The organism is Novosphingopyxis baekryungensis DSM 16222, assembly GCF_000420305.1.
In the GTDB taxonomy this organism is placed as follows: Bacteria; Pseudomonadota; Alphaproteobacteria; order Sphingomonadales; family Sphingomonadaceae; genus Novosphingopyxis; species Novosphingopyxis baekryungensis.
In genome coordinates this window covers 117,959-143,455 of sequence record NZ_ATUR01000006.1, presented here as the reverse complement: position 1 = coordinate 143,455, position 25,497 = coordinate 117,959, and the positions used below count along the sequence as shown (strand labels likewise).

26 protein-coding genes and 1 tRNA gene are annotated in these 25,497 nt (G+C 60.0%); 15 read left to right on the top strand and 12 right to left on the bottom strand.

Going from position 1 to position 25,497, the window contains the following annotated elements:
- Window positions 1–32 precede the first annotated feature (32 nt).
- From ntrX to dusB, 3 genes are all read right to left on the bottom strand, one after another.
- On the bottom strand, window positions 33–1,418 hold the full coding sequence (gene ntrX, locus G410_RS0111300; RefSeq protein WP_022673766.1) for a nitrogen assimilation response regulator NtrX: 1,386 nt from the start codon (window positions 1,416–1,418) through the stop codon (window positions 33–35).
- Window positions 1,419–1,420: 2 nt separating this feature from the next.
- Complete coding sequence (locus tag G410_RS16490; protein ID WP_022673765.1) at window positions 1,421–3,703, bottom strand: sensor histidine kinase; 2,283 nt, start codon at window positions 3,701–3,703, stop codon at window positions 1,421–1,423.
- Between the two features lie 86 nt (window positions 3,704–3,789).
- Complete coding sequence (dusB, locus tag G410_RS0111290; protein WP_022673764.1) at window positions 3,790–4,788, bottom strand: tRNA dihydrouridine synthase DusB; 999 nt, start codon at window positions 4,786–4,788, stop codon at window positions 3,790–3,792.
- 107 nt (window positions 4,789–4,895) lie between these two features.
- Between dusB and G410_RS0111285 the strand changes: the two genes are divergently transcribed.
- Window positions 4,896–6,047: a bifunctional 2-C-methyl-D-erythritol 4-phosphate cytidylyltransferase/2-C-methyl-D-erythritol 2,4-cyclodiphosphate synthase gene (locus G410_RS0111285; RefSeq protein ID WP_022673763.1), complete on the top strand. Its 1,152-nt coding sequence runs from the start codon at window positions 4,896–4,898 to the stop codon at window positions 6,045–6,047.
- Window position 6,048: 1 nt separating this feature from the next.
- Window positions 6,049–6,564: a CinA family protein gene (locus tag G410_RS0111280; RefSeq protein WP_022673762.1), complete on the top strand. Its 516-nt coding sequence runs from the start codon at window positions 6,049–6,051 to the stop codon at window positions 6,562–6,564.
- On the opposite strand, the gene G410_RS0111275 is transcribed toward G410_RS0111280, so the two are convergent.
- Together G410_RS0111275 and lipA are read right to left on the bottom strand one after the other, a co-directional pair.
- A complete protein-coding gene (locus G410_RS0111275; RefSeq protein ID WP_022673761.1) occupies window positions 6,516–6,986 on the bottom strand; it encodes a type II toxin-antitoxin system RatA family toxin in 471 nt (156 codons plus the stop codon). The two genes, G410_RS0111280 and G410_RS0111275, sit on opposite strands and share 49 nt — an antisense overlap.
- Window positions 6,986–7,927 carry a lipoyl synthase gene (gene lipA, locus G410_RS0111270; protein ID WP_022673760.1) on the bottom strand — a complete coding sequence of 314 codons (942 nt, stop codon included), beginning with the start codon at window positions 7,925–7,927 and terminating at the stop codon, window positions 6,986–6,988. Before lipA ends, G410_RS0111275 begins: the two co-directional genes overlap by 1 nt.
- Before the next feature lie 69 nt (window positions 7,928–7,996).
- Here lipA and G410_RS0111265 point away from each other — a divergent pair, with 69 nt between their 5' ends.
- From G410_RS0111265 to G410_RS0111240, 6 genes are all read left to right on the top strand, one after another.
- On the top strand, window positions 7,997–8,635 hold the full coding sequence (locus G410_RS0111265; RefSeq protein WP_022673759.1) for a carbonic anhydrase: 639 nt from the start codon (window positions 7,997–7,999) through the stop codon (window positions 8,633–8,635).
- Window positions 8,632–9,249, top strand: a complete 618-nt coding sequence (locus G410_RS0111260; RefSeq protein WP_022673758.1) for a pyridoxamine 5'-phosphate oxidase family protein — start codon at window positions 8,632–8,634, stop codon at window positions 9,247–9,249. Before G410_RS0111265 ends, G410_RS0111260 begins: the two co-directional genes overlap by 4 nt.
- 50 nt (window positions 9,250–9,299) lie before the next feature.
- Complete coding sequence (gene putP / locus G410_RS0111255) at window positions 9,300–10,817, top strand: sodium/proline symporter PutP (protein WP_022673757.1); 1,518 nt, start codon at window positions 9,300–9,302, stop codon at window positions 10,815–10,817.
- A gap of 82 nt (window positions 10,818–10,899) precedes the next feature.
- Window positions 10,900–11,643 (top strand): NYN domain-containing protein, encoded by a 744-nt coding sequence (locus G410_RS0111250; RefSeq protein ID WP_022673756.1) that lies wholly within the window; start codon window positions 10,900–10,902, stop codon window positions 11,641–11,643.
- Between the two features lie 275 nt (window positions 11,644–11,918).
- The gene (locus G410_RS0111245) at window positions 11,919–12,161 is read left to right on the top strand and encodes a hypothetical protein (protein WP_022673755.1); all 243 of its coding nucleotides are present in this window, start codon (window positions 11,919–11,921) and stop codon (window positions 12,159–12,161) included.
- A 4-nt stretch (window positions 12,162–12,165) separates the two neighbouring features.
- Window positions 12,166–12,438, top strand: a complete 273-nt coding sequence (locus G410_RS0111240; protein ID WP_022673754.1) for an acylphosphatase — start codon at window positions 12,166–12,168, stop codon at window positions 12,436–12,438.
- A gap of 39 nt (window positions 12,439–12,477) precedes the next feature.
- On the opposite strand, the gene G410_RS0111235 is transcribed toward G410_RS0111240, so the two are convergent.
- Entirely contained in the window at window positions 12,478–12,822 is a 345-nt protein-coding gene (locus G410_RS0111235) for a hypothetical protein (protein ID WP_022673753.1), read from the bottom strand.
- Window positions 12,823–13,110: 288 nt separating this feature from the next.
- On the opposite strand from G410_RS0111235, the gene G410_RS18005 reads away from it, so the two are divergent.
- Window positions 13,111–14,007, top strand: coding sequence for a hypothetical protein (locus G410_RS18005; RefSeq protein WP_156851937.1), 897 nt, complete (start codon window positions 13,111–13,113; stop codon window positions 14,005–14,007).
- Between the two features lie 81 nt (window positions 14,008–14,088).
- Window positions 14,089–14,619 carry a GFA family protein gene (locus tag G410_RS0111230; RefSeq protein ID WP_245559348.1) on the top strand — a complete coding sequence of 177 codons (531 nt, stop codon included), beginning with the start codon at window positions 14,089–14,091 and terminating at the stop codon, window positions 14,617–14,619.
- A gap of 104 nt (window positions 14,620–14,723) precedes the next feature.
- On the opposite strand, the gene G410_RS0111225 is transcribed toward G410_RS0111230, so the two are convergent.
- Together G410_RS0111225 and ettA are read right to left on the bottom strand one after the other, a co-directional pair.
- Window positions 14,724–15,356 (bottom strand): class I SAM-dependent methyltransferase, encoded by a 633-nt coding sequence (locus tag G410_RS0111225; protein ID WP_028971372.1) that lies wholly within the window; start codon window positions 15,354–15,356, stop codon window positions 14,724–14,726.
- Between the two features lie 251 nt (window positions 15,357–15,607).
- Window positions 15,608–17,287 carry an energy-dependent translational throttle protein EttA gene (gene ettA, locus G410_RS0111220; RefSeq protein WP_022673750.1) on the bottom strand — a complete coding sequence of 560 codons (1,680 nt, stop codon included), beginning with the start codon at window positions 17,285–17,287 and terminating at the stop codon, window positions 15,608–15,610.
- Window positions 17,288–17,478: 191 nt separating this feature from the next.
- On the opposite strand from ettA, the gene G410_RS0111215 reads away from it, so the two are divergent.
- Both G410_RS0111215 and G410_RS0111210 read left to right on the top strand, forming a co-directional pair.
- Window positions 17,479–18,876, top strand: coding sequence for a M28 family peptidase (locus tag G410_RS0111215; protein ID WP_028971371.1), 1,398 nt, complete (start codon window positions 17,479–17,481; stop codon window positions 18,874–18,876).
- Between the two features lie 3 nt (window positions 18,877–18,879).
- Window positions 18,880–19,167, top strand: a complete 288-nt coding sequence (locus G410_RS0111210) for a hypothetical protein (protein WP_022673748.1) — start codon at window positions 18,880–18,882, stop codon at window positions 19,165–19,167.
- A 59-nt stretch (window positions 19,168–19,226) separates the two neighbouring features.
- Here the strand turns inward: G410_RS0111210 and G410_RS0111205 are convergent, their stop codons facing one another.
- Together G410_RS0111205 and G410_RS0111200 are read right to left on the bottom strand one after the other, a co-directional pair.
- Window positions 19,227–20,108, bottom strand: coding sequence for a dienelactone hydrolase family protein (locus G410_RS0111205; RefSeq protein WP_022673747.1), 882 nt, complete (start codon window positions 20,106–20,108; stop codon window positions 19,227–19,229).
- Window positions 20,109–20,230: 122 nt separating this feature from the next.
- A tRNA-Pro gene (locus G410_RS0111200) sits at window positions 20,231–20,307 on the bottom strand.
- 93 nt (window positions 20,308–20,400) lie between these two features.
- Between G410_RS0111200 and G410_RS0111195 the strand changes: the two genes are divergently transcribed.
- From G410_RS0111195 to G410_RS16480, 3 genes are all read left to right on the top strand, one after another.
- The gene (locus G410_RS0111195; RefSeq protein ID WP_022673746.1) at window positions 20,401–21,318 is read left to right on the top strand and encodes an NAD(P)/FAD-dependent oxidoreductase; all 918 of its coding nucleotides are present in this window, start codon (window positions 20,401–20,403) and stop codon (window positions 21,316–21,318) included.
- A gap of 202 nt (window positions 21,319–21,520) precedes the next feature.
- On the top strand, window positions 21,521–22,243 hold the full coding sequence (locus tag G410_RS16485) for a murein L,D-transpeptidase catalytic domain-containing protein (protein ID WP_022673745.1): 723 nt from the start codon (window positions 21,521–21,523) through the stop codon (window positions 22,241–22,243).
- 110 nt (window positions 22,244–22,353) lie between these two features.
- Window positions 22,354–22,641 carry a hypothetical protein gene (locus G410_RS16480; protein WP_022673744.1) on the top strand — a complete coding sequence of 96 codons (288 nt, stop codon included), beginning with the start codon at window positions 22,354–22,356 and terminating at the stop codon, window positions 22,639–22,641.
- 78 nt (window positions 22,642–22,719) lie between these two features.
- Here G410_RS16480 and G410_RS0111180 read toward each other — a convergent pair whose 3' ends face one another.
- Window positions 22,720–24,177 carry an argonaute/piwi family protein gene (locus G410_RS0111180; RefSeq protein WP_022673743.1) on the bottom strand — a complete coding sequence of 486 codons (1,458 nt, stop codon included), beginning with the start codon at window positions 24,175–24,177 and terminating at the stop codon, window positions 22,720–22,722.
- Complete coding sequence (locus G410_RS16475; RefSeq protein WP_033317603.1) at window positions 24,167–25,495, bottom strand: DUF4365 domain-containing protein; 1,329 nt, start codon at window positions 25,493–25,495, stop codon at window positions 24,167–24,169. Before G410_RS16475 ends, G410_RS0111180 begins: the two co-directional genes overlap by 11 nt.
- Window positions 25,496–25,497 lie beyond the last annotated feature (2 nt).

The window sequence follows — 25,497 nt, the reverse complement described above, 5'->3', positions numbered from 1 at the left end:
GAAACATCACGGTTTGATGTTGCCCTCCGCGGTCAGTCTTCACCATCGTCTTTCTTGCGATCGGAGATGCCGAGCAATTTGAGTTTTCGGTGAAGAGCCGAGCGTTCCATGCCGATAAACGTGGCTGTTCGCGACACGTTCCCCGAGAAACGCCGAATCTGCACGCGAAGATATTCGCGCTCGAAGGTCTCCCGCGCCTCTCGCAAGGGGGATCCCATCAGATTGGTAATGGCGCCGCCGCCGCCATTTTCTTCTCCGATCACCTCAGGCGGCAGCATGTCGAGCTCAATCTTTTCTCGGCGTTCGACCGGCGCCAGAATGATCGTGCGTTCGATGACGTTGCGCAATTGCCGAACATTTCCTGGCCACTCGCAAGACTGCAGCGCTGCCATCGCCTCTTCGGTGATGTCGGGCGGAACGACACGCTGTTCGTTGGAAAAGCGTGCCACGAAATGTCGAACGAGCGCGGGAATGTCCTCACGCCGGTCAATCAGCGGCGGCAGATCGACTGGCACGACATTCAGGCGATAATATAGATCCTCGCGAAAACGCTTGGCTTCGATCTCGTCGGACAGGTTCCGGGCCGTGGACGTGACAAAGCGTACATCGACACGGACGGACCGACTGCCACCAACACGGATAAAACTCTGATCGGTCAGCACCCGAAGGATTTTGCCTTGCGTGGTAAGCGGCATGTCCGCCACTTCATCGATGAACAATGTTCCGCCATGGGCCCGTTCGAGCAGCCCGGCCTGCACCAGCTTGCCTTCGCGCTCGATGCCAAAAAGTTCTTCCTCGACATGATCTGGCGTCATGCGCGCCGCACTGACGGTGACAAAGGCCGCCGATGCGCGAGGGCTCCAGCCATGCAAAAGGCGGGCGGCAACTTCCTTGCCCACACCGGCCGGCCCGGAAATCAATAGCCGGCTTCCGGTGCCTGCGACACGCTTCAGCGTCGCGCGAACATTGTTGATAGCGCTCGAATTGCCGGTCAGCTCTTCCGCCTGTCCGACTTTCTCGCGCAAAGCAGCATTTTCCTGCTTCAGACGCTCGGTCTCGGTGGCGCGATTGACCAGATGAATGAGCCGTTCGGCTTCAAACGGCTTTTCGATAAAGTCGATGGCCCCCAGGCCCACCGCCGCAACGGCCGTGTCGATATTTCCGTGACCGGAAAAAACGATAACCGGCAGATCGGGGTCGGCAGCCTTGACCTCCTTCAGGATTTCAAGGCCATCCATCTTCGATCCACGCAGCCAGACATCCAGAAGAACAAGCGATGGCCGGCGGTCGGTGATGGCATCCAGCGCACTATCGCTATTTTCCGCCGTGCGCGTTTCATAGCCTTCATCGGACAGCACGCCGGCAACGAGATCGCGAATGTCTTTTTCGTCATCGACGATGAGAATATCGAGCGACATGATTATATATGGTCCTTCGGTCCAGTATCGGTATCGCGCAGAATTTCGCTCCCGGGATGGCCCAGACGAGCGGGCGAAAAGCGCAGGGCGACGGCAGTTCCGCCAGATGCGGAGTCGCTGAATTCAATTTCGCCGAAATGTTCCTCGACGATCTTTTTGACGATAGCGAGCCCCAGTCCGGTCCCGCTTGCGCGCGTCGTCATATAAGGCTCGACGATCCTGTCACGATCAGCCGGCAAGCCGATGCCGTTATCGGAAATTTCAATCGCAAGCTTGTCATCCGCGCAGAGGATATGAACGGTGATTTCACCGTCGCTAAGTTCGAAATCATCATGAGACGCAGCGCGCTCGCCGACCGCTTCCACGGCGTTCTTGATGATATTGGTCAGGGCCTGCCCAATCTGACGGCGGTCGCACACAAGTTCAACGTCGTGATCGGGCGCAATCATTGCGAAACGAATATCCGGATGGGCTACTTCGTGCAGCAAAAGCGACTGCTTGGCCATGTCCTGTAGAACTTCGCGGCGGAAGACCGGCTTCGGCATGCGTGCAAACGCAGAGAACTCATCCACGATGTTTCGCAAATCGCCAACCTGACGGATGATCGTCGCCGTCAGCTCGGAGAAGACGGCTTCATCTTCCAGGATGGTCTTTCCGAACTTGCGCTTAAGCCGTTCCGCGGCAAGCTGAATGGGCGTGAGCGGATTCTTGATTTCATGAGCAATGCGCCGGGCCACATCGGCCCAGGCGGCGCGGCGCTGATCGACGAGTTGCTGGGTGATGTCCTCGAACGTCAGCACCTTGGCATCGGGGCGGACCGACAGGGTGACGGACAAGGTCCGCGCATCGTCACCGCTGCCAATCTGAAGGACGGCACGCTGATCGCCACCTTCGACCAGATCGGCCATGGCTGGCGACACCTCGCGCAACGGCCGGTCGATCAAATCCTCGCCTTCCCCGCCCAGCAGCTGCTGCGCAATGCTATTGGCCAGCCGGATACGGCCGTTATCGCCAAGGCTGATAATGCCGGCCGTGACCGACTCCAGAACGGTCTCGATAAAGGCTCGCCGAGTTTCAAGCTGGCTGTTGGCCGCCAGCAGATCACCGGTTTGCGCCTCGAGCCGTTCGGTCATCTGATTGAACGAACGGCGCAAAATTCCAATTTCGTCCGGCCGATCTCCAACAATGGGCACGCGTGCCGACAACTTGCCATTGGCCACGTCCTGCGCGGCATGCACCAATTCGGTGACGGGATTGACCAGGCGATCGGCAACCAGCAGCGCCACCCAGACGGCGGCACCAATGATGATGAGCGAGATTAGGAACAAAGCGGCATTGAACTGCAGCTGGAGGCGCCGGGACCGTTCGGCCAGCGCGCGGTAATCGTTCAGCACCTCCTGCGCGCGGTCACCCATCTCGAACCCCGCGGAATTCACCTCGCGCACGGCATAGAGATAGAGGCCGGAGTCCGCAAAAATGGGCGTTGCCGATTCGATCTTGTCCGCATCCGCCTGGACCACGACCGGATCGCCCGATCGCAAAAGCTGGAGCATTTCGGGCGACAGCCACTGACGGTCCGGATTCTCGCGATCCACGGTGCCGATGACGGCGCCGGTGCGCTGCTTTCCATCGGCCCCTAATTGCACGACCACCGTCTGATCGAACTTTCGCCCGATGGTCTGGAGCACATAGACTTCCTGGAACGCCGACGACTGCAAATTGGTCTCGCTCAGCACCGTGCGCAGATCGCTGGCCATGGTCAGCGTTTCGTTGCGCACGTCGTTGAGTTTCTCCGCGTAATAACCCTTCGAGAGAGAAACCGAATTCTCGATCATTCCGCGCGCAGGGTCAGAGAACCAGAATTGCACCCCGCTCTGAAACAGGATGGAGGCGAATATAACGACGAGAAGAGTCGGTACCGCGGCGATCAGCGAAAACAGGGCGACCAGCCGCACGTGCAGACGGCCCTTGCTACCGATCGATGAGCGTTCGGCACGGCGCACCGCCATGCGCCGCCCGATGAGAAACAGGATCGATGTCGCAGCAAGCAGGTTGGCCACCAGCAAAGCCGCCATTACGACCGGGCTGAGCGGAACATTGTTGCTGGTCTGACCGGTCAACACCCAATAGGTAATCGCCGCCGTAACGATAAGCGACAGCGTGCTGATCCATTCCCAGACCGGCACAGCGCGATCGTCGCTGGCCCAGGCTTTCACGCGTGACAGCAACCGCGGCCCGTTGGAGCCATCCGGCGTGTCAATATCGGGCAGTGCTGTTGCCATCATGACACGGTTAGCGGATATCCGTGGCCGTTTCACCACAAAACAGCAGAAGAAGCGGGCTTCGGCGCGTCGCCGGAACGCCTGAGCGATCAGGCCGCTTCGGCGCGCTCGATATAGGGCTCGTAAAAGCGCGCGAGCATATCGAGCACCTTGGCAGGGTCGGCCTCCTGATTGACGGCATTGCGCCATTCGGCCGAGCCATGCAGCCCCCTGACGTACCAGCCGAGATGCTTGCGTGCGCAGCGCACGCCGACATCGACATCATAATGATCGAGCATCGCGCGATAATGCTCATCGATCAGTCTATACTGCTCCGACAGCGACGGATCCGGCAGGCGAGTGCCGTCTGCCAGCCACCGCATGATCTGGCCAAGCAACCACGGGCGCCCATAGGCCCCGCGGCCAACCATCACGCCATCCGCGCCGCTTTGTTGCAGCGCCATGTCCGCATCTTCGATGGAGCAGATATCGCCGTTCACGATGACGGGCAGCGATACCGCCGCCTTGACCTTGGCAATAAAGGACCAGTCGGCGCTGCCCTTGTACATCTGGTTGCGCGTGCGGCCATGCACGGTAATCAGCTTGGCGCCGACATCTTCAGCGATATGCGCCAGTTCCGGCGCATTCAGGCTGCCATGATCCCAGCCCATGCGCATCTTGACCGTCACGGGCACCTTTACCGCCTTAACGGTGGCTTCGATCAATCTGGTGGCCAGCGGCAGATCGCGCATCAGCGCCGAACCTGCATCCCCATTCACCACCTTTTTGACCGGGCAGCCCATATTGATGTCGATAATCGCGGCGCCGCGATCCTCGTTGAGCTTGGCCGCCTCCGCCATCACTTCCGGATCGCAACCAGCCAGCTGCATCGACACCGGCTCTTCCACCGGATGCCACGCTGCCTTTTGCACGGACTGACGGGTCTCACGCACCATCGCCTGGCTGGCGATCATTTCCGTGACATTCAGGCCCGAGCCATAGCGACGCACCATCCGCCGGAACGGCATGTCCGTCACCCCGGTCATTGGCGCCAGGATAACCGGTTCCGCGATCGTGATGTCACCGATTTGAATGGGCGAAAGCCGCATGCCGTTTGATCCAGAACAGAAATGGGAAGCGGATGTGACCGCTATTTGCCCTGCATTTAGCGTGAAATGCCTTGGCGGACAAGTTCATGGGGGGCTACAGGACCGCCATGGCGCAGAATACCCACGGATTGATCGTCGCAGCTGGTACGGGAAGCAGAGCGGGCGGCGACGTGCCGAAACAGTTTCGCCCCTATCACGGCAAGGCCCTGCTGCGTCGGAGCGTGGAGAGCCTGTGCGCGTACCGCCCGCTCAAAAGCCTCACGGTGGTGGTGGGCGACGGGCAGCGGGAGATTGCAGAGAAGCTTCTGCGTGATATGGACGTCGTCATCATTATTGGCGGCGCAACGCGAAGAGACAGCGTCCAAAATGGCCTGGAACATCTTTGCGCGAATGGGGCCGATGGACTGGTGCTGATCCACGATGCGGCGCGGCCGGATGTGCCGAACCATGTGGTATCTACCCTTCTGGAGGCTCTGATTACCGCGCCCGGGGCAATCCCCGTGCTGCCAGTGCCCGACAGCCTGATCATGGCTACCGATGGCAGCCCGTTCGATCGCGAGGCCGTTCGCCGCGTGCAGACGCCGCAAGCCTTCGACCTGCAAGCAATTCTGCAAGCCCATCGCGCCTGGCCATCAGGTGCCGAGGCCACAGACGATGCCCAGATACTGCGCGCGGCCGGCGGAGAGGTGAAGCAGGTACCTGGTGACGAACGGTTGAAGAAGATCACCTTTGCAGAAGATTTCGATGAGCCCGCCGCAGGCGCCTCATCTCGATCGCCTGCCGTGCGTATCGGAAGCGGCTATGACGTCCATCGTCTGTTGGCCGGGGAAGAGCTGTGGCTCTGCGGCATTGCCATTCCACATGACTTCGGCCTTTCGGGCCATAGCGACGCCGATGTGGCGCTCCATGCCATCACGGACGCCGTTCTGGGTGCCATTGGCGCGGGCGATATCGGCAGCCATTTTCCGCCCAGCGATCCGCAATGGCGTGGCGCGCGATCCGATCGTTTCCTGGCCCATGCCGTTTCACTTGCGGCAGAGGCTGGCTACGCCATCGGCAATGTCGACTGCACGATTATCTGCGAAGCGCCAAAGATAGGTCCGCATCGCGAAACCATGCGCGCGCAGGTCGCCGGAATTCTGGGTGTCGAAACGGGACGGGTCAGTATCAAGGCCACGACAACCGAAGGACTGGGGTATACTGGCCGGCGCGAGGGAATCGCCGCGCAGGCCACCGCCCTGCTCGAACAAAGGACTTGATATGGACAGCCACATCCTTCCGCCAGATGTTTACGAACTTGCGCAGCGAGTCATCGATGAAAACAAGGCGATAGGCCGCACGGTCACCGTGGCGGAAAGCTGCACCGGTGGTCTGGTCGCAGCCGCTTTGACAGAGATCCCCGGCAGCAGCGCCGTTTTCCATTGCGGCTTCACGACCTATTCCAACGACGCGAAAATCGGAATGCTGGACGTGCCACAGGACCTCATCGAGGTTTTCGGTGCAGTATCGATGGCGGTTGCATGGGCCATGGCGCAAGGCGCGTTGGCGCATAGCGATGCCGATGTTGCGGTAGCCATCAGCGGCGTGGCTGGCCCCGGCGGTGGAACGGAGCAGAAACCGGTGGGCACGGTGGTGTTCGCCAAGGCCGGGCGAGGCGAGGATCCCGAGAATATCCAGGCCGATCGCAAGGATTTCGGCGAGGACAAGAGCCGCGCCGACATCCGGCTTCAGGCCGTAATCTGCGCGCTCGAGCTGCTACTTCCAGACGGACCGTAAAGCGCTTGGGCGCGCATTTCGAACGCCCCGATCATCCGCATCAACGCCTTTTCAAAAAATTGCCCGGCAATCGTCTGGAACAATCGGTTCTTGAAAGCGAAATCGACTTCGAAATGTACCACGCAACCGCCGTCGCCATCGCTTTCGAAGCTCCAGTCATTGCGCAGATATTGCAGCGGACCATCGACATATTCGACGTGAATTTTGGTCTTGGGCACCTTGACGACTTTTGACGTGAAGGTTTCCCGAATGGCCTTGAAGCCCACGACCATATCGGCAATGCTTTCGGTATCGCTGTCCTTGCGCAAGCGCATGGCGATTACCCAAGGCAAGAACTCGGGATAGCGTTTCACGTCTGCCACCAGCTCATACATCTGAATGGGCGTATAGGGCATGCGCCGTTTTTCGCTGTGACGAGGCATTAGCGCAGTTTTGCCTTTGCGAGCTTCTCCTCCCGCGCCGCGCGCATCTGCGCAAAATCATCGCCAGCATGATAGCTGGAACGGGTCAACGGGCTGGAGGCGACCATCAAGAAACCCTTAGCGCGCCCAATGGCGGCGAAGGCATCGAACGCCTGCGGCGTGACGAAGTCGATCACTTCCGCATGCTTCGGCGTTGGCTGTAGATACTGGCCCATGGTGAGGAAATCGACATCGGCAGAGCGCATGTCATCCATTACCTGATGCACTTCCAATCGCTGCTCACCCAGTCCCAGCATGATGCCGGACTTCGTAAAGATCGACGGATCATGCTGCTTCACCTCGTCCAGAAGGCGCAGCGATGCGTAATAGCGCGCTCCAGGGCGGATGGTGGGATAAAGCCGCGGCACCGTTTCCAGGTTGTGATTATATACGTCCGGACCGGCGGCAACGATCTTCTCGATCGCCTGCCGGTGCTTGTTGCGAAAATCCGGTGTCAGAATTTCGATGGTGGTGCTTGGCGTCTGATCGCGCAGTTCGCGGATCACGCGCACAAACTGGTCTGCGCCGCCATCCGGCAGATCATCCCGGTCCACCGAAGTGATGACGATATGCTCAAGGCCAAGCTTGGCCGCCGCTTCAGCGACATGCGCCGGCTCGGTCTTGTCCACGACGCGCGGCATGCCGGTCTTGACGTTGCAGAAGGCACAGGCGCGCGTGCATACGTCACCCAAAATCATCACCGTCGCATGCTTCTTGGTCCAGCATTCCCCGATATTCGGGCAGGCTGCCTCTTCGCAAACGGTATTGAGGTTCAGCTCCCGCATCAGTTTGCGCGTCTCGGCAAAGCCCTTGCTGGTGGGCGCCTTGACGCGGATCCAGTCAGGTTTACGGATGCGCTCGCGACGGGGCTCGGGAACCGGGGGATTGGTCATGTCGTTCATATGAGGCGAGATAGCGATGGTGGGCCGCGCTTGCCACCCCTTCCGACACACCACTGGTAAAGGATTTCCATGACTGACTTTAGCAACATGATCGATGGATACCGTCATTTCTACAGCAGCGATTGGGAGGCACATCGTGCACGCTGGGAGGAATTGACCGAAGGCCAGGCCCCGCAGGTCATGGTGATTGCCTGTTCGGACAGCCGGGTCGATCCTGCGCTGGTATTCGACAGCAAGCCCGGCGAAATCTTTGTGGTGCGCAATGTGGCGGCGCTCGTTCCACCCTATGAAACCAGCCCCGGTTTCCACGGTGTTTCCGCCGCCGTCGAATTTGCGGTGCAATTCTTGAAGGTGCCGGAAATCGTCGTCATGGGCCATGGTCGCTGCGGCGGTTGCAACGCGGCGCTGTCCGGCAATGTTGCCGATGCCGATCATGGTGAGGGCGCGCATATTGCGGACTGGGTCCGTATGCTGCGTGAGGCGCGCAAGGGCGTGGTCGAGCAATATGGCGAGGAGGGCCGCGAGGCCGGCCGTGCCATGGAGCTGGCCGGCGTGCGCGTCAGCCTGAACAATCTCATGACTTTTCCCTATGTGGCCGAGAAGGTCGAGAATGGCTCGCTCAAATTGCAAGGCGCTTATTTCGCTATCGAAGACGGCGAATTGCATGTGCTCAACAAGGAATCGGACAAGTTCGAAACCGTACGATGAGCGATGCGCTGCCGGCATATTATGACGATCTTGCCGGCTCGCTGTCGCGCTCATGGGCGCTGATCGAGGAAGGCGCGGCGGACCGGCACAGTCCGTGCCACACGGCGACCATTGCCTCTCTCGATCAGTCCGGCGCGCCATCCTTGCGTGTCATGGTGATGCGGGAGGCCCGGCGGGCCGATCGCCGCTTGCGTTTCCACACCGATTCGCGCGCCGACAAAGTAGATGAGCTGCAGGAGGATGCCCGTACCGGCATCCTCCTGTACGATGCCGATGCCAAGATCCAGCTTCGGCTGCATGGCCATAGCGAGATTGAGACACGCTCAGCAGCCGCTGATGAAGCATGGGATAACGCGGACAATTATGCCCGCCGCTGCTATCTTGCAGATCCGGCGCCGGGTACGATGGTGGCGCATCCAACCTCCGGGCTGCGCGCGGAGCTGGAGGGCGTGAAGCCCACGGACGAGCAGCTTGCGCCAGCCCGGCCGAATTTCTCCATTCTACGGGTCACCATCGAACGGATAGAGTATCTCTATCTTGCCCATCAGGGGCATCGTCGTGCGCGCTTCGATTGGACCGGTGACCGGTGGGAAGGCCAATGGCTCGTCCCCTGATGTCGCCGCCAGGGTGGACATAGCGTTCGCGATGCTTATCCACGGTCGCCATGCAGACCGGTACACTCATCTCCCTAGCCCTGTATTTCATCCTGATGATCGCCATTGGCGCCTATGCCTGGTGGAAATCGACGGACAGCAGCGAGGGCTATCTGCTCGGTGGACGGCAGCTGACTCCCGCGGTCGCCGCCTTGTCCGCTGGCGCGTCGGACATGAGTGGCTGGCTCCTGCTCGGTCTGCCAGGTGCGCTCTATGCGACCGGTCTGGTCGAGGCATGGATCGGCATCGGCCTGTTTCTGGGCGCGTTTGCCAACTGGATCCTCGTCGCGCCGCGCTTGCGGCAGCAGACGGCCGATCTGGACGACAGCCTGACCATTCCGCAGTTCCTCTCCCGCCGCTTCCCGAGCCAGGCGCTCGCCTTGCGGACCATCTCGGCGGTCATCATCGTGGTCTTCTTCGCGGTGTACACGGCGGCAGGCCTGGTGGGCGGTGGCAAGCTGTTCGCCACCAGCTTCGCCGGCTTGTTCGGCACCTTGCCGCAGGAGCTTGGCGGTAGCGACTACACCTTCGGCATCTGGATCACCGCCGGCGTCGTGCTGGCCTATACCATGGTCGGCGGCTTCCTTGCCGTCAGCCTGACCGATTTCGTGCAGGGCTGCATCATGGTGGTGGCCCTCGTCCTCATGCCGGTGGTGGCGACCATGGGCGAAGGCGGTGTGGGCCAGATGGTGCGCGAAGTGACTGCGATCGATCCGGACTTTCTCAGCCTGTTCGCCGGGCTGACCTTCATCGGTTTCCTGTCGGCCGTCACCTGGGGCCTGGGCTATTTCGGGCAGCCGCACATCATCGTGCGCTTCATGGCGCTGCGCTCGGTCAAGGATGTCCCGCGTGCCCGCAATATCGGGATGACCTGGATGGGCGTGGCGTTGCTCGGCTCGCTCGGCGTCGGCATTGCCGGCCGCGCATTCATGGAGCGCAACGGGCTGCCGATCGAGGATCCGGAAACCATCTTCATCGTGCTGGCGGACCTTCTGTTCCACCCGCTCATCACCGGATTCCTGCTGGCTGCGCTGCTGGCCGCGATCATGAGCACGATCTCCTCGCAGCTGCTGGTCGCCTCCAGCTCGCTGACAGAGGACTTCTACCGCCTCTTCATCCGCAAACATGCCAGCGAGACCGAGATGGTGAACATCGGCCGCGTCTGCGTGCTGCTCGTTGCGCTGGTCGCCTGCGTCATCGCGCTCGATCCGGAGAGCGAAGTGCTGGGCCTCGTCTCCAACGCCTGGGCCGGTTTCGGCGCTGCCTTCGGCCCGCTCATCCTTCTTTCGCTGATGTGGAAGCGCATGACCGGCGCGGGCGCCGTGGCCGGCCTGGTGACGGGTGCCGTGGTGGTCATCGCGTGGATCGCGCTTGGCTGGAACGCGGCGTTCCTGGGCGGCGAAGGGATCTACGAGATCATCCCTGGCTTCGTGGCGGCCATGGCGGCGATCGTCGGTGTCAGCCTGGCCACCTCGCCCCACGCCGATGCCCGCCCGGGCGAACCGATCCCCGCACGCGACGCCGGTTGATCTCCCCCCGCGCACAGCGGGTTGACCTCCCCCCCGCGCAAAGCGGGTTGATCTGAACGCCTGCGCGGTCCAAGTCCGCGCCATGACCGAAGGCAATCGCAACACCGCACTCCTCATCGACGCAGACAACGCGTCCCACCATGGCATCGACGCCGTGCTCACCGTCATGGCCGAGCTGGGCGAGGTCAATATTCGCCGCGCCTATGGCAACTGGCGCAAGCAGGCGCTCAAGGGCTGGGTCGACAAGCTGCACGTCTACGGCATCGAGCCGCAGCAGCAGTTCGACATGACCAAGGGCAAGAACGCCACCGACATGAAGATGACTATCGATGCGATGGACATGCTCTTCTCCGGCCGGGTGAATGGCTTTGGCATCATGAGTTCGGACAGCGACTTCATGCCGCTGGCCATGCGGCTGCGGCAGGATGGCTACCCCGTCTATGGCTTCGGCAGCGCCAAGACGCCCGAGGCGTTCAAGGCCGCCTGCAGCCGCTTCATCGACGTCGATGCGCTGACCCGCAGCGACAGCACGCGCCGCGAAGGCCCGGCCAAAAGCGGCGACAGCGAGAGCCCCAGCGGCAATGGCAAGCGCGGCCAGGTGGACGACAAGCTGATCGCGCTGCTGGTCGATGCGTATAACGCCAGCGACCGGGACGAACGCGGCTTCGCCAACATGTCGCAGGTGGGCCAGCGCGCCGGCAACCGGTCGAGCTTCGACGTGCGCAACTACGGCTTTTCGCGCCTCAGCGACCTGTTCGAAGCCGTGCCCAACTTCAACACCGAACGCCGTGACGACAACCAGCTGTGGGTCAAACGCCTGCGATAAGCACGGGACGCGGGGCCGCCAGGTTCACACAGGTCACACAGTCCAGGCGGGGAAACGTGCCGCCGGATGGAGACCCCCGAATGCGGCGTAAAAGCTGCCTCGGTGTGACCGGCAAACCCAGGCAATATCGAACAAGTTGAAAGAGCTGCACCCTGCTTAGATGCCCAACGCCCCTGTAGGACAGCGTTTTTTCCTTCTTCCGCACGACTTCCGACGCTGTCTGGAACGCCCTTCCCTGCCCGTCCGTTGACCCTCCACATCACAAGGAGATCAACATGACCGACGAAAACAAGCGCACCGAAACCGCCCGCGACCATGACGACAGCCGCATCATCGATGCCGCGCAGAAGGATGCGCTGGGCGCCGGTGCCGAGCAGAGCCGCGCAGGCGGCGAAAAGCAGACCGCCGTCGGCACGCGTGCCGAAGCCAAGCGTGTGGATGAACCCGAAGCCAGCACCGGCGTGGACAAGGGCGACGACCGCGCCGACACCAAGCCCAATGAAAGCGCAGCGACCTGAACCAATGCCCGCCGCCAATCGCCTGACGGTGCACGGGCGCGTCCAGGGCGTCTGGTATCGCAACTGGACGGTCAACGCCGCGCAAGATCTTGGCCTGACAGGTTGGGTCCGAAACTGCGACGACGGCACGGTGGAAATCCATGCCGAAGGCGAGGAAGAGGCCTTGGACCGCTTGACCGTACTTGCGCAGGACGGCCCGCCTGCTGCCGATGTTATCAAGATCGACAGAAGCGTCGTACCCGCAGAGGGGCATATGGCATTCGAGAAGCGCCGCTAGGCGGTCACCGCGACAGGCCGGAACGGCGCGAACGCCAGATCAGGACCTCGGTTTCTTCGCTATACCAGCGTTGAAATCGGGGTCCTTTTTCGCAACCCAGTCCACAAATTTGCGCACGGCCGGATCGTCCAGCAGCGCCTGCACGTCCATGCCATGGCGCTGCAGTTCGCTATTGGTGAAATTCGTTATAAGCGTCTGCTGACAGATCGGATGCATCGGCACCACATCCCGCCCGCCCCGGCTCTTGGGCACCGGATGATGCCAGACAATGGTCTCCCCCGTGGGGCGGCCACATAGCCAGCACGGCACCGGCGGTTCCTCCGCAGCGGCTTCTTCGGCTGGAGCATCGGGCTGATAGCCACCTCTGGAATATTTACGTGCCATGATCTTTTGCCTGCGTTGCTAGGAGGTTCGGCGTTTCTCTAAAGTGGCACAGCTAGCATTGCTATACGCAGGTATGAGCGCCAGCATTTAGCGTCTGCTTCCAGGAACACCTATCGTCCGTACCAAAAAAACCAGTAATCGTTTGTTTGCAGAAGCGAAACGAAAACCGGCTGTTTCTTGCTCGCTGGCTCTCCCTTCCAAGCGCCAACGGATTAGCTCTCTCAGTTTGTTGCTTTGAGAATTGCTTTGCAATATCGATCAGTGATCGACCTAAACAGGGGACACCAGGTGTTCAGCACGGTGAAGTGGATTCTCAATCTACTGCTGTTGGCGTCGCCGATGGTGGCCGGCTGCGTTTCTTTCAATAGCCATAAGTCTGATCGACAGGTCGCGCCCGAAGCAGCCTGTTTAAGCTGGTTCGAAGGCCGTCATGCCACCAAGATGACAGAGCCTGGCGTATTTTTTGCACCCAATCCTTCATTAGGTTGCTTTGATGGTACCATCGAACGCAAAGATGCCGGTTCTGGATCTCTTGCTCTGGCAGAATGGGCGAGTGGTCCCGAACAAACTGGCAAGATGCTCGTCATCCGATCACATGGTGGCGACGCCGAGGTTGCGTTGACGATAGCGGAAGATTTGCAACGACAGAGAAGCGTCGTTCTTGCTCACGAATTATGTGCATCATCCTGTGCCAACTATCTTTTCTCCGGCGTTCCACACCGCGAGACCACGCCTAACACCCTTGTCCTTTTTCACGGCGGCTTCTCTGATCAATCACGGTTTCGAATTGAATCAAGCTTAGATCGACTATATGCTGAAATGGGAGATAAAATACCCGATCCTAGCGCTGATCGACAACGACTACTCGACACCTTTGACAATAACAGGATGAGACAAGATACTCTCCTGCGTGGCGCAGGTGTGGATCCCGCGATAATCTACGCAGTCGATGCGACAGATACGGCGATGTTGCCAGCCAAGCTTTGTGGCGAGGACACAATCTCTTCGCGGAATTTCGTTTTTTTCGGCGACCGCGATGCTGCTCGGCTCGGACTTGCCGTTTCGAAAGGCTCACTCCTTAACGATCCGGTTATCGTAAATCGGCGTATCTCTGAGCTGGGACGTCCCTTCATCGCATGTCGACTGTCTTTCGATGAATTCACTAGTTTACCGAAATCCCGCTAGGCGCAGCATTCTGCGATACCCCCGGCATAGTGCGTCTTAATGCTGACGGTCCGTCAAAGATTTCTCGCTTAAGAAACCTGCTTGGCAGCTAAAGACAACTTTACGGACATTCCGCAAAAAGGAGACGCTCTTGCGATGACGACCAATACTGGAGGATGTCAGTGCGGAGCGGTGCGCTTCCGGATCAAGGGCGAACTCGAAGAAGCGTCCATTTGTCACTGTCGAATGTGCCAGAAGGCGACAGGCGGGCTCTTCGGTGCTTATGTCGGCGCGCCGTTCGATGCTGTGATCTGGAGCAGAGGTCATCCCCGATATTTCCGGAGTTCCAACAAGGTGCGTCGTGGCTTTTGTAAGGATTGCGGCACGCCTCTCACCTTCGAGTACGGCGAAGGGCACATCAGTTTCGCGCTTGGCGCGATGGACAAACCGCCTGTGCTTAATCTGACCGAACAACTGGCTTCACCCGACCGGATCGCTGATTTCGAGGCACTGAGAGGGTTGCCGGAACATCCGACGGACGAACCACGAGCCGCTGCCCACTTGGCAAGCATCATCTCGTTCCAGCATCCGGATCATGACACCAGCGAGTGGCCACCCACGGCCTTTGAATAAACGCCCGCTTGCCACCTCAATCGCGAACACGGACTACATCATACGCGATTCCCGGAAGTGGCCATCCTAGGGTCTGAGCCAAATGAGAGCCAAAAACACGCCGCTTAGGCCTCGCCCTTCCAGCTCCAGGCGAGATGGCATGGTGGAACGTTTCTCCATTCCAATCCACTCTCCACCCGGTCGAAATATTGTTCGGTGAAATTTTGTGCCGCCTTGCTGAACTGATAGGTCAGGAATGCACCGCCCTGGCGAATGCCACGGTAGGTGGCAGCGGCGATGCGGTGTCCTACCCCGGCCGGCAATGTGGAGAATGGAAGCCCCGACAGAATATAGTCGGCATGGCTGTGGCCATGCGCGCGAATGATCTCCTCGACATCCTCTGCCGAGCCATGAACGGCAATGAAGCGACGGTCGACAATCTGGCGATTGAGATAGTCGATAAACAGCTTGTTTGTATCGATGACGATCAGCGTGCCATCTTTGCGCAAATGATCGAGCACGGGACGACAGAAGGTGCCAACCCCTGGTCCATATTCCACGAACAGGCGGCAGTGATCCCAATCGACCGGTGCCAGCATCTTCCTGATGGTGAAGCGTGACGACGGTATGATCGAACCGACCATGACCGGATGCTCGACGAAACCCTGCAGGAAGACTCCCCAGCCCCCCAAGGACTGCTGCAATTTTCGCTTGAAGCGGGTGCGCCCAGACCCTTGGGATATCTCTTGGTTGGCCATGTTGGATAGGGTTCCTTTGTCATGCCGCTGGGCATGAGGATCAGGCTGCATCAACGCGCGATGGCAAAATCACTGTGCGCTGGCAAGAAGTTGGGATCATAGGCGGTGGACATATCGCACATCCTGCGACCTTTCAGGCCGTTCGAATTGGTCGATGCCCACAAGCAGACGTCCACCGAACCGGTATTGCAGAAGCGCCGCCCCGAGACGGGTCGTGGCAGCGCTTCTGCATCCTTGTTCGTGCCAATAATTCAGCGCGTCAGCTTCTTGTAGCTGGTCCGGCCCGGCTTCAGCGCGTCCTCACCGAAGCGGCGGATCTTGTCTTCTTCATATTCCTGGAAATTGCCTTCGAACCATTCGACATGGCTGTCGCCTTCGAACGCCAGGATGTGCGTGGCCAGGCGATCGAGGAAGAAGCGGTCATGGCTGATGACCACGGCGCAGCCGGCGAAGCTTTCCAGCGCCTCTTCCAGCGCGGCGAGGGTTTCGGTATCCAGATCGTTCGTCGGCTCATCTAGCAGCAGGACGTTGCCGCCCTCCTTCAGCATCTTGGCCATGTGCACGCGGTTGCGCTCACCGCCCGATAGCTTGCCGACCTTCTTCTGCTGGTCGCCGCCTTTAAAATTAAACGCGCCGACATAGGCGCGCGTCGCCATTTCATGCTTGCCGAGCTTCATGAAGTCATGGCCGTCGGAGATTTCCTCCCAGACATTTTTGGACGGATCGAGATGGTCGCGGCTCTGGTCGACATAGCCCAGATGCACCGTCTCGCCGATTTCGATCGAGCCATTGTCGGGCTGTTCCTTGCCGGTAATCAGCTTGAACAGCGTGGTCTTGCCCGCGCCATTGGGGCCGATCACGCCGACGATGCCGCCCGGCGGCAGGCTGAAGGTGAGGTTCTCGAACAGGACCTTGTCGCCGAACGCCTTGGTCAGGCCGTCCGCCTCGATCACCTTGCCGCCCAAACGTTCGGGCGTCTGGATCAGGATCTGCGCCTTGCCCGGCGCGCGGTTTTCCTGCTTTTCGACCAGTTCGTCGAACGCGCGGATACGGGCCTTGGATTTGGTCTGGCGCGCCTTGGGGCTCTGCCTGATCCAGGCCAGCTCGTCCTCGATCGCCTTCTGACGGCCCTTGTCCTCGCGCGATTCCTGTTCGAGTCGCTTGGCCTTTTTCTCCAGATAGGTGGAGTAATTGCCCTCATAGACGAAGTAGCGCGAGCGATCGAGCTCGAGGATCCAGTTCACCACATTGTCGAGGAAGTAGCGATCATGGGTGACGAGGATGACGTTGCCGGCATAATCGACCAAATGCTTTTCCAGCCAGGCGACGCTTTCGGCATCGAGATGGTTGGTCGGCTCATCGAGCAGCAGGATATCGGGCTTTTCGAGCAATAGACGGGTCAGCGCCACGCGGCGCTTCTCGCCGCCGGACAGCTTGGTGACGGGCGAATCGCCGGGCGGGCAGCGCAGCGCTTCCATCGCCAGCTCCAGATGGCTGTCGAGCGCCCAGCCGTCGACCGCATCGATCTTTTCCTGCAGCGTGCCCATTTCTTCCATGAGCGCATCGAAATCGGCATCCTCGGGCGGATCGCCCATCAGCGTGCTGATCTCGTTGAAGCGATCGACGAGATCCGCCACGGGGCGAACGCCGTCCATGACGTTTTCCTTCACCGTCTTGCTCTCATCGAGGTCCGGCTCCTGCGCCAGATAGCCGACGGTGATATTCTCGCCCGGCCATGCCTCGCCGGTGAATTCCTTGTCGATGCCCGCCATGATCTTCATCAGCGTGGACTTGCCGGTGCCGTTCGGCCCGACGATGCCGATCTTGGCATCCTGATAGAATTGCAGATTGATATTGCTGAGCGTGGGCTTGGGCGCCCCGGGGAAGGTCTTGGTCATGTTCTTCATGACGAAGCTGTACTGGGCGGCCATGTTCGTTGCTTTCGGTCTATCGTCATCCCGGTGGAGGCCGGGATCTCAGCGAGGCTGACGCTTGAGTGTGGTGAGATTCCGGTGTTCGCCGGAATGACGCTGGTGAATAGGATCAGATGCCAAATAGCGCCGTGCCGCGTCCGCTTCAACCATCCTTGGCAAGAGCCATGCGCGCCGATACACCGGAGCCCATGATCAAACAGCTCCCCCTGCTCGCCCTCGTCCTGTCCCCTCTGTGCGCAGGCGCCGTGCCCGCCATGGCGCAACAGGATCTTCGCAACCTGAACGACATGCAGAAGGCCGCGATGTCGGACGATGTCGCCTATGACATCACCGAAGGGCTGGTCACCGAAGTCGGCCACCGCATGGCGGGCACGCCGGACGAGGCGCGGGCGCGCGACTGGGCGGTGCGCAGGCTGAATGCGCTGGGCTTTGCCAATGTGCATGTGGAGCCGTTCCAGATGCCCGTTTGGGTGCGCGGCAAGGAGATGGCACAGGTCACCGCGCCGGTGCCGCAGGACATGTACATCACCGCGCTGGGCACCAGTGGATCGACCGGGGACAAGGGGATCGAGGGCGAGATCGTCTATTTCCCCAATATGAGCCAGTTGATCGCCGCGCCTGCGGGCAGCCTGAACGGCAAGATCGCCTTTGTGACGCATGACATGCGCGTGACGCAGGATGGGTCGGGCTATGGCTTTGCCGGCCCAGCGCGCTGGCGCGGCCCGAATTTTGCGGCCAAGGCAGGGGCATCGGCCATCGTCATTCGCTCGATCGGTACCGATCAGCATCGCAATCCGCATACCGGCGGCACCACCTTTGATGAGGGCGTGAAGCACATACCCGCCGGCGCGATCAGCAATCCCGATGCGGATACGCTGGAACGGCTCGTGGCGCTCGGCCAGCCGGTCAGGATGAAGCTGGTGCTGACGCCCAGGGATATGGGCATGCAGGAAAGCGGCAATGTGATCGCCGAGGTGGCGGGCAGCGATGCCTCGCTTGCCCCCATCGTGATCGCCTGCCATCTCGATAGCTGGGATCTGGCGCCATCGGCGTTCGACGATGCGGCGGGCTGCGGCATCGTCACCGCGGCGGCCAAGCGGGTGATGGATGCAGGCCAGCCGAAGCGCACCATCCGCCTTCTCTGGGCGGGCGCGGAGGAAGTCGGCGTGTTCGGCGGCGCCGCTTATGGCAAGGCGCATGCCGATGAGCCGCACGCGTTGGCGATGGAATCGGATTTCGGCGCCGACCGCGTCTGGAAGGTGGACTTTCACCTGGCCGATGCGGCGCTGAAAGATGAGATTGCCCTGGCGTTGGCTCCACTGGGGATCGAGCGCGGCGATGCGCACGCGCATGGCGGCGCCGATGTGGGTGCGATTATCGAGGCGGCCAAGCCGGCAGTGATCGACCTGCAGCAGGACGGCACACGCTATTTCGATCTGCACCACACGCCCGACGATACGATGGACAAGGTGGACCCGGCCCAGATGGCACAGAATGTCGCCGCCTGGACCACGGTGCTGAACATTGTCGCCAATCATGACGGCGCGATCGCGCCGGAGCCGATGGCGGCATCAGGGGAGATGTGAGCGATGGCCCTGCGTTGCCCCGCGCTGCTCCTGCCGGCACTGCTCGCGGCCTGTAGCGCGCAGCCTGCCGCGTCCGACCCCGATCTGGGTGACGAAGCGGAGATCGAGGCGGAGGCCCAGTCGCTGGACGAGGCCGCCGACGAGGCGGTGCGCATCTTGGAAGAAGACACCGCCCAGTCGATCGAAGACCATCAGGCGGAGGCGGCTGCGGCGGCTGCCGCCATCTATGCAGGGCAGGACGCGCAGGCGGATGGCAGCGGGCGCCAGCAGCCGGGTGACCGCCAGCCCTGATGCTGCGCGGCCAGGCCGGTCACATGTAAGCCGGTTTCAGCTCGGCCGGTTAAAGGCGTTCAAAGAGCGCGCTGGAACAGGGCGCTCATCCGGCCCCAGGCCCGCTCGGCAGCAGGCTGGTCATAGGATGGGCTGTCGATGACGGTCCAGCCATGATCGGCCGGATACACCTCGATCTCTGCCCGAACATTGGCGGCGGCGGCTGCCTCGCGCAGGACCGTCTTGGCCTCCGGGTCCTTCGCATCGTCATTCTGCGCGATGGCGAACAGATAGCTGGCGTTGGTCTGCGCCAGCAGCTTGTGCGGGCTCTGCGCATTGTCCGGCTGTACCAGTCCGCCGCCATGCAGCGACGCGGCGGCGCGAATGCGCTCTGGCACTGCAGCGGCAGAAAACACCGTGAACGGCCCGCCCATGCAATAGCCATGGGTGCCGACGCCTTTGGCCGTATCGACCTCATCGCGGGCATCCAGCCAGGCGACCGCCGCCTTGGCATCGCGCATGATCGCGTCGGGGCCGAGCAGCTTGCGCATCTCGCCTGCCTTGGCGAAGCCGTCATTGGCCTGAAAGTCGGAAAAATCCTTGAACATCGGCGCCTGGCCGTTGCGATAATATTGATTGGCGACGAGCACGGCATAGCCCTGCCCCGCCAGCCGCCGCGCCATCACCTTGAACGCATCGCGCAGCCCGGCAATGTCCGGCCAGGTAAGAATGGCGGGATAGGTGCCGCTGCTGGGCCGCACATAGAAGGCATCCATCGTGCCGTCCGCCGTGGTGATCGTGACCATATCCTCGGCCAGTGTAGCCTCGCCCATGCCGGTTGCGCCGGTTGTGCAGGCGGCCAGCGTCACCATGCTGCCGAGCGCGGCGAATTGCCGGCGATTGGGTGTCCAGTCGAATGCAGTCTTGCGGCCCATGTCGGCCAGATCGTCACGCTCGCACATCAAATCACTCCTCGGCTATCCTCAGCCTGAGGACCATACAGGGCGGGTGCTGCACGTAAAGCGCCCTGCCCGAGATATGGGCCCGAGATATTGGGGCCCGAGATATGGTGATGATGGAAGGATGGTCGGGGAGACAGGATTCGAACCTGCGACCCTCTGTTCCCAAAACAGATGCGCTACCAGGCTGCGCCACTCCCCGACTGCAGCCGCCCCTAGCCGGGTGTGCGGTGGGCGGCAAGCCCCTATCAATCATTATCCTTGCTGCGCCCTCCGGCGGCACTACAGCGGCAGGATGGTGGAAAAGACAGAATGCGTGGTGATCGGCGGTGGTCCGGCCGGTTTGACGGCGGCCATTTATCTTGCGCGCTTTTGCCGGCAAGTCGTGGTGATCGACGCCGGCAACAGCCGTGCGAGCATGATCCCGCGTTCCCGCAACCATGCCGGTTTTCCGGAAGGGATCGGCGGACCGGCGCTGCTGGAGCGCATGCGCGATCAGGCCACGCAGTTCGGTGCCCAAATTCGCGTGGGCGAGGTGCGCGATATCGAAATGATTGCGGATGGCTACCGCATGCAGACGGATGATGGCCCGTTGGAAGCGCGGGCGGTACTGATCGCCACGGGCGTGGTCAATCGCCGCCCGCCGCTGGACGAGGAAACCCATGAGCGTGCCCTGCAGGCCGGATTGCTGCGCTATTGCCCGATCTGCGATGCCTTCGAAGTGCGCGATCAGCGGGTGGCAGTGCTGGGCGCAGATGGCCACGGCGTGGCCGAAGCGCTGTTCCTTTCCACCTATAGCGACAAGGTGACGCTGCTGACCCTGATCGCCACCGATCTGGACGCGGGCGATCGCGCCGATCTCGATCGGGCGGGCATAGAGGTGGAACCCTGCCCCGTATCGGCGTTCGATTTTGCGGAGGACACGCTGTCGGCAACCTTCGCGGACGGCCATGACCGAACGTTCGACACCTTGTATCCCGCGCTGGGTTCGAACGGCAATTGCGCGCTGTTGCAGGCGCTCGATATATCCCTGGTGGACGAACAATGCGTGCCAGCGGACGATCATCAGCGGCTGAACGATCGCGGGCTCTATGCTGCGGGCGATATCGTGGCCGCGCTGGACCAGATCAGCGTCGCGATGGGCCATGGTGCGATCGCGGCCACCACCATGCACAATGATCTGCGCAAGCGGGACGGCCAGACCCCGGGCTGATGGTCAAGGGCGTGGCCGCTTCCATGGCCCCTTTCGATTTCAGCCTGTGTTCAGGACATCGCGCTATTCCGATGGCAACCGAGCGCAGGCGACGGTCCTGTGCGATGCTGACATGTGCGATCCCGGCTTTGCTGTGCTACACTGACGCCATGGCGGGTTCGACAGACAATCTGGAGACGATATGGGCTTGAGACACTGGACGATGGCATCTGCCGGCGGCCTGCTGCTTGCAGGCGGCGCCACGGTCGCGGCATTCCCGGTCGAAGGGAGCGCGAGCACTGCCGAAGGGTCTCACTCTACTGCCGAGAGCGCGCCGGACCTTGACGAGCGCGCGGCGTCTTTCCGTCCCGAAACCCATGCTGCCGTCCCGTCGATCGGCGCCGTGCCGACCACGGATATGCCGTCATCCATCGCCGGGGTGCCGGACGCCCTGCTCCACCGGGCGCTTGCCGCGCTGGAAACGCACCGGGGCGATCTGGCCAACACCACCACCATCGGCATCGCCGATTATGCCGCGCACAGCAGCATGCCCCGCTTTTTCATCGTCGATCTGGAGCAACGCACGGCCAAAGCGGTGCGCGTGACCCATGGCAGTGGATCGGACCGCGACCATGATGGCTATCTGGATCGCTTCTCGGACGAGGATGGCTCCAACGCCACCTCGCGCGGGGCCTATCGCACGGCGGAGGTCTATGACGGCAAATATGGGCAGGCCGAACGGCTGGACGGACTGGATCCCAGCAATCGCACCGCGCGCAGCAGGGCCATCGTCATGCACCATGCCTGGTATGCCGAGCCGGATGTGGTGGCAAAGCAGAAGCGGCTTGGCCGCAGCCAGGGCTGTTTTGCCTTTTCATCGGCCGATCTTCCCGCCGTCATGGAGGCTCTGCCGCCCGGCAGCATGATCTACGCGGACAAGATCTGACCCCAGCGGGCGACGGAGTTTTTTGCAGTGCAGCATAATTGGTGCGCTGCCTGCGCATTTGTCTGCTAGATGGTCCATGCGTCGCGTCTTGCGACCGCCGGAGATTGTGTATGACCAAGAAACAGGACGACAACTGGATGGCCGCTGGCATGGAAGCCTGGTCGCTGGGTCTGGAAGCCTGGTCGGTCATTGGCCTGCGGATGATGAAGATCGCTGGCGGCGGTGCCGGGGCGCAGAGCGAATCGCAGCGCATGGTCGAGGAAAAGATGCAGGCGATGGGCGAGCTTCAGATGAAGTTCCTGACCGGCGGAATCTCCAGCGATCCGGCCACCGGATCGCGCCAGGTGATGCGCCATTATGCCGGCACCGTGAAGGCGAATCGCAAGCGATTGAGCTGATCGCGACAGGGCACGGGGGAAATGCGCCCTTATGGCGCAAAAAAATCAAATCCGGATGGATATCGGATTAGTGCATGCTCAAATATATTTCCGATAATCCGCGCTGATGACTTCGCCCTCACCAACATATTTTAGGACCTCACCCACCTTTCGCGCAGCCCTGATTGGGATCGGAAGACGTTGGTTCATTTGTGTGGAATTCCAATTCACTTTTGTCAGTGAGAAAATTTCTTCTGCCAGCTGGGCGACCGTGCTTTCACTGGTATGATGCGGGCACAGCAAGAGCGGATTAGGATCGTATTTGCCAGGGTAGGTGCCGTAGTAAGGCATGCTTCCGCTAGTGTAGAGCAATCCCTTACCATGCAAATCAACAAACGTGCCGCGCAAGACGGGATAATTTCCATCGCGTAGGATCCGTGCAGTATAGGACTCTTGAACCCAAACCAGATCGCGTAATTCGGTGCCAGCCTCATCCAATGCAGCAATTATTCCGTCCGCTTCCTCGTCCTTAAAACGTGAGGTCTTCAGGATGAATACGCGGGCTGGCAGGGTCTTATGATGAAGCTTATAGGCAGCCAGAACATCCTCTATAATTTTTTTGGCATCTTCACGAGCCATGTATGGATGCCTGCCGCGACTCTCGGTCCGTGCGCGCCTTCCCTTCAATACAAAACCTCGGCCGCGCTCGTCGAACATCTGGGCCGCACTGGTAAAAAGTTGTTGGCCGTCTGCTTCACGGTAGAAGCTTATTCCGACGTAGCAGGCAGAAAATTCGCCCTCCAATGGCATACGGCGCCAAGGAATACGTCCGCTCCCTTTGTAATAGAGGCTGGTCATTAGGTTCCATGTGCGACCGGCAATATCCTGGATTTTGCGAGAGCTACTTTCTTTGACCTTCTGCGGGATCGTAACCTTGTCGTCGATCACATCTTCCCAAACAATTTGAATTGGAAAACTTAGCCCCATTGCTTTCGCTTTTAGCATTCCGCGAAAATTAGGAGCGTCAGAGCCACTGCTGTCCGACTTCTCGGTTGTCCCACGAGCATCGACTTTTGCGTTCCATACGCGCTCCAGAAGCTTTACTGGCAGTGCTATGATTGCAACGTCAGGACGGCTTCCGCCATCATCCATAGCCTGCAGTTCGCCAATGATTTCGTCGACTGCCATTTCCACAGCGCGGTAGTGGTCGGGCTCCTTTCCGATCTTATCGAGTTTGCTCTTGGTCAACGCAGCCGTTGCACCGTCTTCGATCTCAAATCGGCATCGATATGGACTTTGATTGCCAAGTCCCGGAAAAGGCGGGTGCATGTTGGGGTGTTTTTCGCCCTTACCCTCAACACCGCTACTGACGGTCTCGATGAATTTTCGAGTGTCCTCGATTGTCTTGGAGTTTCCAACAACGCCTATTTTTATGACATCCCCTAGGAAGGTTTGAAGCGGTCCCGCCTCTGATAAGCCCAGGCGTGGATCTTGGTGATGATGATGATCGCCAAATTCCAGTTCTGGCTCATCGAAAATGCGCGTTTCAAATGTCATCGGAAAACAACCCCTCACCCTGAGCCGCCTCGTCGATCCTTTTGACCTTTTCCTTCACCCAGCCATCTTCAGGAACCCTTACATCCAAATGAATTGAAGGCGGTTCGCCAAACATCAAATACGCCTCTGGCGTTTCTTCACTATGGAATAAATCTTCGTGATCGCTTTGAGTGAGAAAGCGATGCCACATAATGACCTGCCCCCTCAGAGCTGCGCTTTTATCGAGCCGTTTTTTCCCTGCCAAAAGCGGGGCAGCAAATTGATGCGGAGCATATCCATTCGTCGTATAATAATACGTAGGAGTTATGATTAGATACCACTGATCTGCCATGAGTTCGAACCGGGGGCTGAAGGCATGGTGGCGCACAAAGGAAACCCTGGTCTCATCTTTTGAGTTTTTAAATACGCTAACAACGTTAGCGTCGGTTTTCTTTTTAGATGATGTGTAAGCAAAATTACGGGAAACTTCTCTTTCAATTGCGCGAAAATAAAGGGCTTTGTGATCCTTATCCCAACCGAGGTCAGAATCAGTTTGATACCGGAGCGTTTGGCGAAGGAGGTGGCTAAATCTATTTTGCTCATCGATATCGTCATGAAGTGCCAACTCTTTAGTGTTGATAGCTTCCACTTGATCGATATCCACAATCTCTGAGCATGCTGAAGTTCTAGGGTCATGGAAAGACCAGAACGTTCCGCCATTGATCACCCAGTCGAAGCGCTTTGGGCCATCTCCATTAAGAATGACCGCTATAGCCTTCCGTGGCTCGTATGTCGTCGAAGCGATATACATTTCATTTGGAAGCGTAAGTGGGAGCATATTGATCAATGCATCTTCACCACCGCCGAGCGGAGGCACGTAATATCCCAGGCCGGTTTTTGGGACAGTCAATGCGGCCAATTTGTTCACGGTGCTAGCGTTAAAGAGGTCCGCGACCTTGTCGATATTCAGTCGCCGCTCGCCGGGACCAGCATCCCGCGACACTTCTTTCCAGTAGAAACTGTGGTCCGACTGTCTGTAAAAAACGACGATGACTGGAAGGTTTGACCCTCTCCAATAGGCAAGGTCTTGGGTGCGCAAAAGGTAAGTGAAGCTCGTGTCAGATTCGGAGGTATATTTCCCCTCCTTGGTGGACTTTATTTGCACTGCGATCATGCGGGCCATTGGTTGGCCCTCGTTCATGACTTCCGCGATCCCATCAATGCCCGCTTCCAATCTGGACCGTCCATCGAACTGCCAGCCTAGTGTCAGAAACCGTCCACGGACCTCATTTTCGCCGATCTCCCCAATGATCTGATTGGCAGTGATTTTTTTGGTCACCA